The following is a 13803-nucleotide window of genomic DNA, read 5'->3' as shown; positions in this document are numbered from 1 at the left end:
CCCAATACATCTTTATCTGTAATAAATATAACATAGCTTTCCGGTAATTTGGAAAACTTTTCTCCCTTCTTTAGGGTATGCGTGTCCATAAGTGCAGCATGATAACGAGCCCTTTTAGGAGTTGCTCCGGCAGATGAATTCTGTACTTCGATGTTATAAAGCAAGCCCTTCTCATCAGTGCAAAGGCAATCCAAGACTAAAGCTCTTCCATGTAAATTGGGCAGCCTCTTTTGAAGTCTTTGTTCCTTTAACTTTAAGGAAGATTTGTCCAAAATCGTTTGTAGAATATACTCCGTACAAGCCTGTTCTTCCAGAACTACTTGCATAAAGAGATCATCCATCAAAGTAAGAGATGCGATAATCTTTTTCTTTTCCAGAGCATTCATCTTTTTCCTTGTACTCTTTGAATTTGCTTCTGAACGACCGGATTTTTTTGCCTTTGCATTAGTAGAATTTGTTATTTTCATAAGTCACCTGCGGAAAATTAGAGTAATAGAAATGATTAATGAGTAAATTTAGATTTTTTGAATAAATAAATTGAATCGAGAATATTGAAGTGAAGAATCAAGTTAAGATTGGACTTTAGAAAATTTAAAAGCACTTGAATCTTATTGCCAACTATTTTACTACCAGAATAGTGATTCTCCTATACTCCACATTCGGATAATATCCGTATATGGATAATATAAAAGTATGGTTGATGAAATGGCACAGCACATCCTTTCCATTCCATCCTCACCCTTTGGTATATCCTAATACATAGGAGCACTGCATATCTACATCTTTGCCTATATCGAGAACTAAGGAGCACTAGCTACCCTCCAGCCACAAGGCAATCTGAGCCCCTCGGTACTTAACAAAAGCGAGCGAAGCGAAGCTTGCGTTTAGTACCGCTAGCCGGGGCTAACTTAGCGGGAGCGTAAAAATAAAAAAGCACATCTCCCTCCAAAAGATAGAAGATATGCTTTAGGACTTGATTCGTATTGTTAATCATTCTCTTTATAAAGCGCTTTTCTTGGCCTTATTTCTCATCCCTTCGATAAATCGCAGGCTTCACATAGGTATAAGGGCAAGTGGCTTTTGTAAGTCCCTCGGAGTGACCGATAAAGAGGTGTCCTCCGGGGTAAGTCACGTCATAGAAACGCTTTACCAAGGCGTCCTTGGTGGGCTGGTCAAAGTAAATCATAACATTCCGACAAAAGATTAAATCAAAGTCTCTTTTAAACTTGATGGGAGACATGAGATTAAAGGGGCGGAAGATAACATTTCTTCGAAGCTCCTCACTGACGGTGTAGTAACCGTCTTCAATGGGAACAAAATACTTGTTTTTCCAGCTCTTTGGAAGCTTTTCCAAGCTTTCCGGAAGATATTTCGGGTTTTCCGCCTTGGATAAGACATTTTGAGAAATGTCTGTAGCCAGAATACGAGTGTCCCAGTTTCCTCCTAACTTTCCAAAGTACTCTAAGAGATACATGGAAATGTTGTAGGGCTCTTCTCCGGAAGAGCAACCGGCGCTCCAGATAGAGAGCACCCGGTCATTCTTGTGTTTTTCTGCCAACTGGGGCATCACCACATTTTCCAGATAATCAAAGTGAGATTCCTCTCGCATGAAGTAGGTGTAGTTTGTGGTGAGCTTATTCAGCAGGGTAGTCATCATATCCTGGTCCTGTTTTTGGATAATGTCATTCACATAATCGTGAAAGTCCGTATATCCCCGGCTCTCCAGGATAGAAGAGAGACGGCTTACAATCAAAGGCTTTTTACGCTTTAGGTCAATGCCGAATTTCTCCTGCATAAAGGTATAAAGCCGCTTAAAGTCCTCATCAGATAAATCGTTCATAAAATCCCTCTTATACTACTTCAGAAGTAGAGGAGGATTGTACTAAGGAAGCTGCGTCAAAGGACATAGCAACTTCTCCGCTATCTAAAGTAAGCATGCCGTTGCAAAGCTTCTGACGATTCCGTAAAGGAATAGGCTGAACTTCGCTGGTGTCAATGTCGATAACCTGACGTACCTTATCTACGATGATACCGATAGGTACGGAATCAATGTTTAATACGATAATGCAGGTCTTAGAGGTATATTCCTCGGCTTCTCTGTCCATCAGTAAACGAATGTCTACAACCGGGAGGATAGAACCTCTTAAGTTGATGATTCCCTTTACATAGTGGGGAACCATGGGAAGAGCAGTGATGCTATGGTCATTGATAATTTCAATGACATAGCTTGTGCTCATATACATTACCAATCCGCCGGATTCGAAGGTTAAGCAACGCTCTGCATCGGTTAAATCTTTCTCGTCCTGCTTGTTTTCCTGACTTTCAACTTCTTCTAATAATTCTTCTTGCATCAATTCTTCTGCCATGCTGCTTCCCTCCTTAAATGTTTTCAATGGCTTGAGAGTACAAGCCTAGCACGTCTAAGATGATACAAATGTTTCCATCTCCTAAGATGGAGCAACCATTAATACCACTGGACTTTAAGTCATACGCATTGAAGTAGGCGGGAAGTGGCTTTACCACAACCTGCTGTTCTCCGATTAAGTCATCTACGAATAGGCAGCAAGACTTGTCTCCGGCCTCTACCCAGATGAGAACACCGTCCTGTAACTCGGTGTATTTTCCTTCGATGCCGTAGAAATTGTTCAGGCGAATGATTGGATAGAAAACATCCATTCTCTTTACCATCTCATTTCCGTTCTCGTCAAATACGACCTCGGAATCATCTACCTTGAAGGACTGACGGATATTTACGATAGGAATGGTGAAGATGGTATCTCCAACATTTACCTTCATACCGTCCATAATAGCCAGTGTAAGAGGAATCTTCATGGTGAAGGTTGAACCCTTACCGATTTCACTGGAAATGCTGATGGTACCTCCAACAGACTCCAGATTCTTCTTTACTACGTCCATACCAACGCCTCGACCGGAGAACTCGGTTACTGCAGTGTTGGTGGAGAAGCCGGGAAGCATAATCAAGCCCAAAGCTTCTTTCTTGCTGTATTCGGAACGAGGCTTGTAAAGGATTCCCTTTTCCTCGGCCTTGTCTAAGAGCTTTTCCGGATCCATACCGTAACCGTCATCCTGAACGGTAATGATAACTTCGGAAGAAGTGTGGGAAGCGGAGAGGATTAACTCACCCTGAGAATCCTTACCTGCTGCGATACGCTCTTCCTTGGTTTCCTCGATACCGTGGTCCATACTGTTACGGACGATGTGCATCAAAGGATCCTGAATACTATCTACGATAGTCTTATCCACTTCGGTATCCTCACCGATGATGGTAAGCTTAACGTCTTTTCCAAGTTTCTGCTTCATATCACGAACGATACGGTTCATCTTCTGGAATACACCGGAGATGGACACCATTCGTAAGCTCATGGCGATATCCTGAAGATCGTCGGTTAACTTACGAAGCTGTCTTGCAGACTTCATGAAGTTGTCTAGACTTTCCTGAGGCAGCATACGAAGAACAGGAGAGGAGGTTACCATAGATTCGGTAATAACAATTTCTCCTACCAGGTCGTTTAAGCTGTCCAGTTTCTGCAGGTTTACGGAAATCAAGCTCTGCTTTACAGGTGCCGCAGCTTTTTGCTGTGCAGTCTGCTGAGCCGCTGCAGGCTCTTTGCTTGCCTTTGGTGCGGAACTGCTTTCCGCATTTGCGCTCTTAACCTCAGCCTTTGCCTCAGCCTTTGTTGCCTCTACAGGCTCATAGGAGAGGATATGGCTTTGCTCCCGTAAGATTTTCTCACCCTTTTCACAGTCCTCGTCACTATCGAAGGCAAGGAAAAATCCTTCGTCGATAATGGTTTGTGCTGTTTCCGGATTAGAATCCATATCTGCAGGATAATAACGGAACTCTAAGTCAAATTCCTTAATTGCATTTACAATCATAAAGGCACGAAGGTTTTCCATGCCGATTCCTTCATCTAAGAAGACATGGATGAATTTCTTCGCCTTATCATCCTTCGGAAGATTGCGATTCTCTCCGGAAGCCTTTGTGCTGTCTGCCGCTTCTACAACAGGAGCAGAGTCAGCGGGAGCTTTTCCGGAAATCTTTGCCAAGAAAGCATTGATGGAACCTGCAAATTCTTCAACATTGTTATCCAACTCTTCGCCGGCCTTTACCTTCTCCAGTCCGCTACGAAGAAAATCCTCAGAACGGAACATTAAGTCAAAAAGTTCACTTTTCTGGTCTCCGCTTAAAGAATCAATTCCCTTATCACGAATAAAGAAGAACATGTCTTCAATATGGTGAGCGATATTGGAGAGAGGAGTGAACTCCATCATGGCACTGGAACCCTTAATGGTGTGCATGATTCGGAAAATTTCATTTACGTCATCTGTGGAGAAATCCCCTACCTTTTCGTCTGCGATAAGCATTTCGTCCAACTTATCCAGGAGCGCTTCCGTCTCCAAGAGATAGGTGTCCAGCATTCCTTCCATTGTACTATCCATAGTTTTACCACCTTTTCCTATTTACTAAACTGTGTTCTGTTTCACAGCAGTATCCTCGTTATCTATCGGCAAAATCCCTACTGCCATAAGGCAAAGTTGGAAAATGCCGAAAAAAAACACCGCCGTTTCGGCAGTGCTTCTATTCCCATTTCCTCCATAAAAGGGAGAAAAACTCAGTATTCCAGAAAAGTTCGGAAGCATCCTTTCTTCCTGAAATCATCATTTTCCTCTTCCTATCATCCTATGGAAAAGGGGCTAGAAGCTCTTCGCTGCTGCCATAAGTCTTCTTAAGTCATTGTTTACAGAGTTTACCATATACTGGTAAGCGTAGGTGGTTTTAACAAGCTCCACCTGTTCCTGATCCATGTCCACGTTATTTCCATCTAGTCGACTGGATTCGTTTTTTGTGCTGTGAATTCTTGCCCTCTGGGACTGTATTGCATTCCCGATGGCGACTTTTTTCCGTCCACCCTGCTCCGCAGTAGAAATGCGGTGGAGAAGTTCATTCTCAAAGGTGAGATATTTTGACTTGTAATTCGGCGTATCCACATTGGCAATATTGTTTACCGTAAGATTCTGCCGTCCCCAGAGTAAATCCAGGGTCTTCTCCGTGAGGGCTACTCCATTTCCATAAAATAATGACATAGCTATCCTTTCTCTCTGTTTTTTAGCTCAACACAATATCGGACAGTTTTGCTTTTTTATAATAGAAAAGCAGATTTTTCTTTTTGCTTTTTTTAGAATTCTGTCTTCGTTCTTCCTGTTTTCGTGTTGTGCCATTTCTAAGTCTTATTATCCTTTGTCGGATTTTAAAAATCTTTCCATATAATAAGAAGAAAGTTTTTTGCATAATAGCATTTTCAGAAAGAAAGTACAATAAAGCTTCTTGAATCTTTTTCACTGACTTCTTAAAAGCTTTTAACTGCCTTCTTGAATCTTTTCAGCTGCCTAGGGAAATTCTTTGATAAAACGCTAATTTCCTTATATAAGTATGGGCTACGCCGATGAACCTATGGGCTTATAAGATCGACAATAAAAAATAGGAGTTCGAAATTCAAGGAGGAATGAAAACGTGAAGAAAAAACAAGAAATGAAGGGGTCTATATTGGAGAACCTTGGACTGGGGCAGAAAATGTCAATTATCATCGGGATTTTGACCTTCTTGCTTTTATTGGCATTACTGTTCTTTTTGATACATAGCTTTAGATTATCTATGTATAAGAAGGTGGATGCCAATATGGCGGATAAGGTGGAGCAGGCGTCCTATACTCTGGATGACCTAATCACCAAGCTGAATGCCACAGCCGACAACATTGAGGAAAGCATCAGTTTTGTATTTGACCAGCATGATGAGGTGGGAGGTGTTCCCGGAAATCCCTGGACCATTAACGATGAGGATGGAAATCCCCAGAGCATTACCCCTATGGAAAATGTATCTTTCCGGAGCCGTGTGGTAAATGCTTACCTTCCTGCTTCCCGTTACAATGCGGAGGTAGTGATTTTAAATGCGCTGTATGCAAACCTTAAGACGGAACCGAATCTGGCAGATATCGGTATTTTATTTGAGCCGAATGCATTTTATCAGGGGATAGAGAATTACGCTCCTATTCTTTCCCAAGAAGATCTGGATAAAAGAACGATTACCAACCATCCATATTCCAATTATAAGGATGAAATTTATTATAAGGCGGTAAAGGAAAAGGGCTCTACCTTTATTACACCGGTTTACGGAGACGTTAGCAAGCCGGAAGAGAGAATGTTTGCGATTTATCATCCTATTATGAAGGACAATCAGTTTTTGGGAAGTATTCTTTTGGATGTGAAGGAAGAGGTATTACTTACCGCGAGTCAGACCGATGAAGAATTCCCCTCTATGTTTGTGAACCTGATTGATGGAGAGGGGATTATTCACAGTAAAAAAGAAACAGTAAATGGAAAGACTTTAAAGGAACTTCTTCCGGAGAAGGCAAGTACGGCCATTGCCGAAAAGATGGAGTCCAAGGAAGCCTTTGCTCTTAATATTGTGAATGAGCATGGACAGCTAAGAAGAGAGTACTATTACCCCATTGACATGGAGGGCAGTACCTGGTGGACAAGACTCAGTATCTCTCACCAGGATTATAGTAAGGAAGTGGACAGATTAAGAAATGTGGGAATTGTAGCAGGATTTAGCACGGTATTTGCTCTTGCATTTGCATGCGCCCTGTTGATTGGCTATTTCTTAAAGCCCCTGCAGAAGGTGGTAGAGGTAGGAGAAAAGCTATCCGTAGGGGATTTTGACATGAATCTTTCCTATAAGAGCAAGGACGAAATCGGAAAATTAATGCATTCCATGGGAGATGTAGTTTCCAGAATTCGTTCCATTATCGGAGACCTTTCCGAGAAATTAAATCAACTTTCACAAGGAAACTTCAATGTGGAAATGAATAATGCGGAGTACTATAGCGGTGCATATCGCCCACTGTTTGATTCCATTCAAAATATTTCCACAGATCTTTCCGGTACTATGGCGGAGATTCAGCAGAGTGCGGTACAGGTAAATTCCGGTGCGGAGCAGGTAAGCTCCGGTGCCCAGGGACTTTCTCAGGGTGCTACAGAGCAGGCTTCTTCCATTGAAGAGCTTTCTGCAACGGTAAATGATATTTCCGAGCATATTAAGAAGACGGCGGAGAACACCCGCCTGGCTAACGCAGAGGCACAGAATGCCGGTAAGGAAGTAAGCAACTCCGATAAGCAGATGCAGCAGATGAAGGCTGCCATGGAAAACATCAATGAAAAGTCCGGAGAAATCAGTAAGATTATCAAGACCATTGATGATATCGCTTTCCAGACCAATATCCTGGCTCTGAATGCGGCAATCGAAGCGGCAAGAGCCGGTGTAGCCGGAAAGGGCTTTGCGGTAGTAGCGGATGAGGTAGGAAATCTTGCCCAGAAGTCTGCAAATGCGGCAAAGGATACTACCATGTTGATTGAAGAGACACTTCAGGCAGTAGAGCAGGGAACTGTTCTGGCAGACAGTACGGCAGAATCCTTACAGAGAGTGGTTAGCGGAACAGGAAAGGTGACAGACCTTGTGAATCAGATTGCGGAAGCAACGGTGGAACAGTCCAAGGCGGTAGAGCAGGTATCCGTAGGAATCGATCAGATTTCCTCCGTAGTACAGAGTAACACTGCCACGGCGGAAGAATCTGCAGCAGCTTCCGAAGAGCTTTCCGGACAGGCCAATATCTTAAGCGATTTGGTGGGAAGATTTAGACTTCGAGAGGAATAAGAAGAAGCGAAAAAACAGTTTTCACTTATATATGCTTGAGGATGGTCGATGAATCTAAGAGTTCTTCATTAAAAAATGATTTAGGAGCACGAAATTCAAGGAGGAAAGAAAAAATATGAAGAAGAAACAGAAGGCCACAGGCTCTTTTTACGAGAACCTGAAGCTTAGTCAGAAAATGTCCTTAATCCTGGGTTCATTGACCTTTGTGATTTTATTGGGATTGCTATATTTCCTGATTCACAGCTTTGAAATTGCCATGGATAAGAGAATTGATGCCAATATGGCGGATAAGGCGGCAGAAGCATCTTCCGATCTGAGCGATTTGATGACAAAATTAGATACCATTACGAACAACATTGAGCAGAGTATCAGCTTTGTCTTCCAGCAAAATGATGAAGTCGGCGGAAAACCCGGTAACCCATGGAAGATTAGAGATATCGAGGGCAATGACCAAACTGTTACCCCTATGGAAAATGCATCCTTCCGCAGTCGTGTGGTGGATGCGTACATCCCGGCTTCCCGCTACAATGCCGAGGTAGTAATGCTGAATGCACTGTATTCCAACATGAAGGATGATGACAATCTGGAGGATATCGGTGTTCTTTTCGAGCCCCATGCTTTCTATCAGGGAATTGATAATTATGCGCCTCTGCTTCTTAGAAATGAAGTTGAGAATAGAAGAATCATGAACTTCCCCTATGAGAAGTATCAAAATATCGCTTATTACACCGGAGCAAAGGAGAAGGGTGATACCTATGTTTCCCCGGTTTACAGTGATACGGTAGACCCCAGCAAGAGAATGTTTGCCATCACAAAGCCTATCATGAACAACAATCAGTTTGTGGGTGCTATTCTTCTGGATGTAAAGGAAGATATGTTACTTAACATTAGCATGGAGGATCCTGCCTTCCCCTCTATGTTTGTAAATATGATTGATGGAGAAGGCCTGATTCACAGTAAAAATGAGGAAGTAAACGGGAAAACACTGGAGGAGCTTCTTCCGGAGAAGGCCTACAAAGCCATTTCCGAAAAGATGGAATCCAAAGAAGCTTTCACATTAAAGATTGTAAATGAGCATAATCAGGAGAGAAGAGAGTATTTCCAGCCCATCGATATGCACGGTAGCACCTGGTGGGTTAGATTAAATATTTCCGAGAAGGACTACGACAGAGAAGTAGACCGTTTGGTGAATATCGGTGCAGTTGCCGGTGTGGCAACGGTTATCCTTCTGGTTATCGTGACAGCAGTTTTGATTACTCGCTTCTTAAAGCCATTACAGAAGGTGGCAGAGGCAGGAGAGAAGTTATCCGCAGGAGATTTCTCCATGGATCTTTCCCATAAGAGTAACGATGAAATCGGTGTTCTGATGCAGTCCATGAACAATGTAGTAGAAAGAATCCGTTCCATCATCTCTGACCTTTCCGAGAAGCTCACCGAGCTGGCTCACGGAAATTTCAATCTGGAAATGAAGAATGAGGAATACTATAGCGGATCCTATAGACCTCTCTTTGATTCCATTAACAATATCACAGCGGATCTTTCCCATACAATGGCGGAGATTCAGCAGAGTGCAATTCAGGTAAATTCCGGTGCAGAACAGGTAAGCTCCGGTGCTCAGGGACTTTCTCAGGGCGCTACAGAGCAGGCTTCTTCCATCGAAGAGCTTTCTGCAACGGTAAATGATATTTCCGAGCATATTAAGAAGACGGCGGAGAACACCCGCCTGGCTAACGCAGAGGCACAGAATGCCGGTAAGGAAGTAAGCAACTCCGATAAGCAGATGCAGCAGATGAAGGCTGCCATGGAAAACATCAATGAAAAGTCCGGAGAAATCAGTAAGATTATCAAGACCATTGATGATATCGCTTTCCAGACCAATATCCTGGCTCTGAATGCGGCAATCGAAGCGGCAAGAGCCGGTGTAGCCGGAAAGGGCTTTGCGGTAGTAGCGGATGAGGTAGGAAATCTTGCCCAGAAGTCTGCAAATGCGGCAAAGGATACCACCATGTTGATTGAGGAAACCCTTCAGGCTGTTGAGCAGGGAACTGTCCTGGCAGATAGCACGGCAGAATCCTTACAGAGAGTGGTTACCGGTGCAGGAAAAGTAACCGATTTGGTAAATCAGATTGCAGAAGCCTCTGTGGAGCAGTCCAGAGCGGTAGAGCAGGTATCCGTAGGAATCGACCAGATTTCCTCCGTAGTACAGAGCAACACCGCCACAGCGGAAGAATCTGCAGCAGCCTCCGAAGAGCTCTCCGGACAGGCCAATATCTTAAGCGACTTGGTAAGACGCTTCCAGTTGAAGGAAGACTAATGTTAAGAATCGCTTAGAGGAAAAATAATATAAAAAGTTCACACAAGATAGTGAAGCATAGAAAGCAATATCTCTTAAGGAAAAGAAATATAGAGTCTCCAAAAGGAGGCTCTATATTTTTTTGAATTCTTAACGAGTATCGCACGCGTAGTGTGCGATATCTCGTTTTTAAAAATTATAAAAAATGAACATACCGAAGAGAAAGTGTGGGTATATATAAGAAAATCAAATAAGAAAATAACATAACTATACAAAAAAGATATAAAAGTTTTTTTATATAAAATAAAAGTGCATAAAAAAATATAATTTTACAAAATGAAAATAATACGTTAATGTATTAACATACTCACGGAGGTGTAGAAAATGCATAAAAAATTTATTTTCATAACAAATAATCCGTCAATTTCTCAAAAATATCAGAATCATGATAGTATTTTTGTACAGTATTTAGCTGAATATGATTTTTGCGACATCTTAAGGGAAACACAGAGCTTTATAGAAAAAGGCTATCATTTAATGACTCATCCCCTGGCTAGTAATTTGAAGCCTAAGCAATGTCCGTACAAGTCAGTATTGCTCTCCAAAGATATCGCTGTATTTTCTGCAGAAAGGGATTCAGAAATTATAAAACTCAGTATTCAAACAGCAGATAAGTTAAGTAAGGGGATGAAGAATCCCAGATGGAATGAAAAGTGTTTAAAGGACTTTCAAATTATTGACATGTCTGTAGTGGAGTCAGCTCTTCAGTCTTCTTTGTTAAGACAATGGGTGATGTAGAATTTAGTTTATAGTTTATAACCTCGGCCGGGTTTATATAAATAATTTAATTTTAACTACTGTCTCACCGGTGTGTGTGACGAAAATTGCCAAGGAGGAAATTTTGCATGAAATTGGAGTTAGGAAGAATTCATATTGCAGATGTACAATTTGGCGACAAGACGGAAATTAAGGACAACACTCTTTACGTGAATGCCAAAGAATTGTCCGATTTGATCTTAAAGGATGATCGTCTACTTGCTTGTCGCATCGAACTGGCTAGGCCGGGAGAATCTATTCGTATCACTCCCGTGAAAGATGTTATTGAACCTAGGTTAAAGGTAGAGGGCCCGGGATGTGTATTCCCCGGTGTAATGGGAAAAGTTACCGAAGTTGGACATGGAAAAACTTTGTGTATGGATGGCGCTTGTGTAGTAACAGTTGGAAAGATTGTAGGTTTCCAAGAGGGAGTCATTGATATGACAGGTCCTGCTGCTGACTATTGCCCCTTCTCTAAAACACAGAACGTATGTGTAGTAATCGAGCCCAAGGATGGCCTTGAGACTCATGTTTATGAAAATGCTGGTAGAATGGCAGGTCTTAATGCTGCCGTATATTTAGCTAAAGCTTTGGAAGGGCATGAGCCAAAGGAATGGGAGGTCTTTGAAACCAAGCCTTTGCTTCAGCAAGTTGCCCAATATCCTGACTTACCTAAGGTAGGATATATTCATATGTTGCAATCTCAGGGACTTTTACATGATACCTATTACTATGGTGTAGATGCTAAACAGATTGTTCCTACTATTATGTATCCTGAAGAAATTTTTGATGGTGCAATTACTTCCGGCAATTGCGTGGCACCCTGTGATAAGGTGACGACATACCATCATTTACATAATCCTGTCATTGAAGATTTATTCAAACAGCATGGAAAAACCTTGAACTTTCTGGGCGTTATTCTGACGAATGAGAATGTATTTCTGATGGATAAGGAAAGGCATTCTGATATGACTTCTAAATTATGTGAGTATCTTGGATTAGATGGAGTCCTTCTTACTGAAGAGGGTTATGGAAACCCGGATACTGACTTAATGATGAATTGTAAGAAGACGACACAACGGGGAGTGAAAGTTGTTCTGATTACAGATGAGTTCCCCGGAAAAGATGGAAAGTCATATTCTCTTGCAGACGTTTGTGAGGAAGCTGATACCATGATATCCTGCGGTAACGGTAATGTAGTTATTCATTTTCCCAAAATGGATAAGGTTATCGGCATGGAAGATTACATCGAAATGCAGATTGGCGGTTGGGTTGGCTGTAAGCATGAAGATGGATCCTTTGATGCGGAAATTCAAATTATTATCGCTTCTACAATTGCTAATGGATTCAATAAGCTTTGTGCAAGAACTTATTAATTGCGAAGGAAGGAGAAAATACTATGGGAAAGAGAATAGTACACTATATTAACCAGTTCTTCGCAGGAATTGGTGGAGAAGAAAAGGCGGATATAGCTCCGGAAGTAAGAAAGGGTGCGGTTGGACCCGGAACTGCTTTACAAAAGGAGCTGGGAGATGGATATGAAATAGTAGCAACAGTAATTTGTGGAGATAACTATTTTGGTTCAAATATTGAAAAAGGGGTGGTTCCTCAGCTTTTAGAGCTGATTAAGGTAGAAAAGCCGGATGGCTTTATTGCCGGACCCGCTTTTAATGCCGGACGCTATGGTGTGGCTTGTGGAACCATGGCAAAGGCTGTTCAAGATGAGTTGGACATTCCTTCCGTAACTGGCATGTATGTGGAGAATCCAGGAACAGATATGTTCTATAAAGATGTTCATATTATTGAGACAAAAGATTCCTCTGCAGATATGAAAAAAGCTGCTCCAAAGATGGCTAATCTTTTAAAGAAGAAGATAGATGGTAGCGAAATACTTTCTCCTGCAGAGGAGGGGTATATTCCACAGGGGATTCGTGTAAATTACTTTAATGAGAGAAGAGGATCTGAGAGAGCGGTTGAACTATTAGTAAAGAAGATTAAAGGTGAGGAAATCTATACTGACTATCCAATGCCTGTCATTGACCACGTGGCACCTGCAGCTCCATTAAAGGATCTTGCCCATGCTAAGATTGCACTCATCACCTCCGGTGGAGTTGTACCACAGGGAAATCCTGACCATATTGAGTCATCGAATGCTACAAAGTGGGGAAAGTATTCAATTGCCGGTATGGATCATGCAGATAAGGCAGATTTTACCACAATACATGGTGGATATGATAGAGCTTTTGTCATGGAAGACCCTGATCTTTGTATTCCTGTGGATGCTTTACGGAACCTGCAAAAGGAAGGAGTATTTGGAGAACTGACCGATTACTTCATTACAACTACAGGTACAGGAACGGCAACAAATAGTGCTAAGCGTTTTGCGGAAGAATATATCCCCATGTTAAAGGAAGATAATGTGGATGCTGTCGTCATGGTCAGCACGTGAGGAACCTGTACAAGATGCGGTGCATCGATGGTAAAAGAAATTGACCGTGCAGGTATTCCTGTTGTTCATATTTGTACTGTTGTACCTATTTCTTTGACGATTGGAGCAAATCGAATTGTCCCGGCAATCGGTATTCCTTACCCATTGGGAGATCCAACTAAGGGTGAACCTAAGAGCTATGAAATTCGTGAAGCTTTAGTAAGAAGAGCTCTAAAGACATTGACAGTTCCTGTTACAGAGCAGACTGTATTTGAAGAAGACTTTTAAAATTGTTTTTCGTGTCAATCCTAAAGATGGCAGGAAATAGGATAAGATGGAGAGAAATATGGACAAGAAGAAATGTAGCCTAGGAGCAATCATAGGATTCTGTGGCGCCTGTATTGCTTTCTATATCGGAGCCGGATTTGCTACAATGCAGGAGGTCATGCAATATGAAGCCTCTGTCGTTTCAGGAGCGTTTTGATGCGACCTTTACAGGTGTTTCAGCCATCGAGATTTCCCTTATGGAGCACG

The 13803-nt window shown here is 42.1% G+C and carries 11 protein-coding genes; 5 read left to right on the top strand and 6 right to left on the bottom strand.

The window, feature by feature from the left end; translation table 11 throughout:
* The 6 genes from RYL27_RS07840 to RYL27_RS07815 all read right to left on the bottom strand — a co-directional run.
* Positions 1–467 (bottom strand): PD-(D/E)XK nuclease family transposase (locus RYL27_RS07840; protein WP_314966393.1); only part of this gene is annotated, 467 nt, incomplete at its 3' end.
* A 554-nt stretch (positions 468–1021) separates the two neighbouring features.
* Positions 1022–1840, bottom strand: a complete 819-nt coding sequence (locus RYL27_RS07835) for a CheR family methyltransferase (protein ID WP_304069740.1) — start codon at positions 1838–1840, stop codon at positions 1022–1024.
* 10 nt (positions 1841–1850) lie between these two features.
* A complete protein-coding gene (locus RYL27_RS07830) occupies positions 1851–2351 on the bottom strand; it encodes a chemotaxis protein CheW (RefSeq protein WP_408637129.1) in 501 nt (166 codons plus the stop codon).
* Between the two features lie 28 nt (positions 2352–2379).
* On the bottom strand, positions 2380–4461 hold the full coding sequence (locus RYL27_RS07825; RefSeq protein WP_314670348.1) for a chemotaxis protein CheA: 2082 nt from the start codon (positions 4459–4461) through the stop codon (positions 2380–2382).
* A gap of 255 nt (positions 4462–4716) precedes the next feature.
* Complete coding sequence (gene flgB, locus RYL27_RS07820) at positions 4717–5106, bottom strand: flagellar basal body rod protein FlgB (protein ID WP_007156723.1); 390 nt, start codon at positions 5104–5106, stop codon at positions 4717–4719.
* A gap of 22 nt (positions 5107–5128) precedes the next feature.
* Positions 5129–5362 (bottom strand): hypothetical protein, encoded by a 234-nt coding sequence (locus tag RYL27_RS07815; protein ID WP_314966390.1) that lies wholly within the window; start codon positions 5360–5362, stop codon positions 5129–5131.
* Between the two features lie 171 nt (positions 5363–5533).
* On the opposite strand from RYL27_RS07815, the gene RYL27_RS07810 reads away from it, so the two are divergent.
* The 5 genes from RYL27_RS07810 to grdB all read left to right on the top strand — a co-directional run bounded on the left by RYL27_RS07810 (position 5534) and on the right by grdB (position 13557).
* Positions 5534–7732, top strand: coding sequence for a methyl-accepting chemotaxis protein (locus tag RYL27_RS07810; RefSeq protein ID WP_314966389.1), 2199 nt, complete (start codon positions 5534–5536; stop codon positions 7730–7732).
* Between the two features lie 115 nt (positions 7733–7847).
* Complete coding sequence (locus RYL27_RS07805) at positions 7848–10046, top strand: methyl-accepting chemotaxis protein (protein WP_314966386.1); 2199 nt, start codon at positions 7848–7850, stop codon at positions 10044–10046.
* 363 nt (positions 10047–10409) lie between these two features.
* Positions 10410–10823, top strand: a complete 414-nt coding sequence (locus RYL27_RS07800) for a GrdX family protein (protein WP_007156719.1) — start codon at positions 10410–10412, stop codon at positions 10821–10823.
* A 107-nt stretch (positions 10824–10930) separates the two neighbouring features.
* Complete coding sequence (gene grdG / locus RYL27_RS07795) at positions 10931–12217, top strand: sarcosine reductase complex component B subunit alpha (RefSeq protein ID WP_007156718.1); 1287 nt, start codon at positions 10931–10933, stop codon at positions 12215–12217.
* Between the two features lie 23 nt (positions 12218–12240).
* Positions 12241–13557: a glycine reductase complex selenoprotein B gene (grdB, locus tag RYL27_RS07790; RefSeq protein WP_314966385.1), complete on the top strand. Its 1317-nt coding sequence runs from the start codon at positions 12241–12243 to the stop codon at positions 13555–13557.
* Positions 13558–13803: the final 246 nt, after the last annotated feature.

The organism is Oribacterium sinus (assembly GCF_963537195.1).
GTDB lineage: Bacteria > Bacillota > Clostridia > Lachnospirales > Lachnospiraceae > Oribacterium > Oribacterium sinus_A.
The sequence above is the reverse complement of the archived record's forward strand: the minus strand, read 5'-3'. Positions and strand labels throughout refer to the sequence as shown.

Bases quoted from the DNA above. Each gene is read 5' to 3' on its own strand.
- flgB (WP_007156723.1), bottom strand. From the start codon at position 5,106: ATGTCATTATTTTATGGAAATGGAGTAGCCCTCACGGAGAAGACCCTG.
- RYL27_RS07800 (WP_007156719.1), top strand. From the start codon at position 10,410: ATGCATAAAAAATTTATTTTCATAACAAATAATCCGTCAATTTCTCAA.
- RYL27_RS07835 (WP_304069740.1), bottom strand. From the start codon at position 1,840: ATGAACGATTTATCTGATGAGGACTTTAAGCGGCTTTATACCTTTATG.
- RYL27_RS07805 (WP_314966386.1), top strand. From the start codon at position 7,848: ATGAAGAAGAAACAGAAGGCCACAGGCTCTTTTTACGAGAACCTGAAG.
- grdG (WP_007156718.1), top strand. From the start codon at position 10,931: ATGAAATTGGAGTTAGGAAGAATTCATATTGCAGATGTACAATTTGGC.
- RYL27_RS07825 (WP_314670348.1), bottom strand. From the start codon at position 4,461: ATGGATAGTACAATGGAAGGAATGCTGGACACCTATCTCTTGGAGACG.
- RYL27_RS07830 (WP_408637129.1), bottom strand. From the start codon at position 2,351: ATGCAAGAAGAATTATTAGAAGAAGTTGAAAGTCAGGAAAACAAGCAG.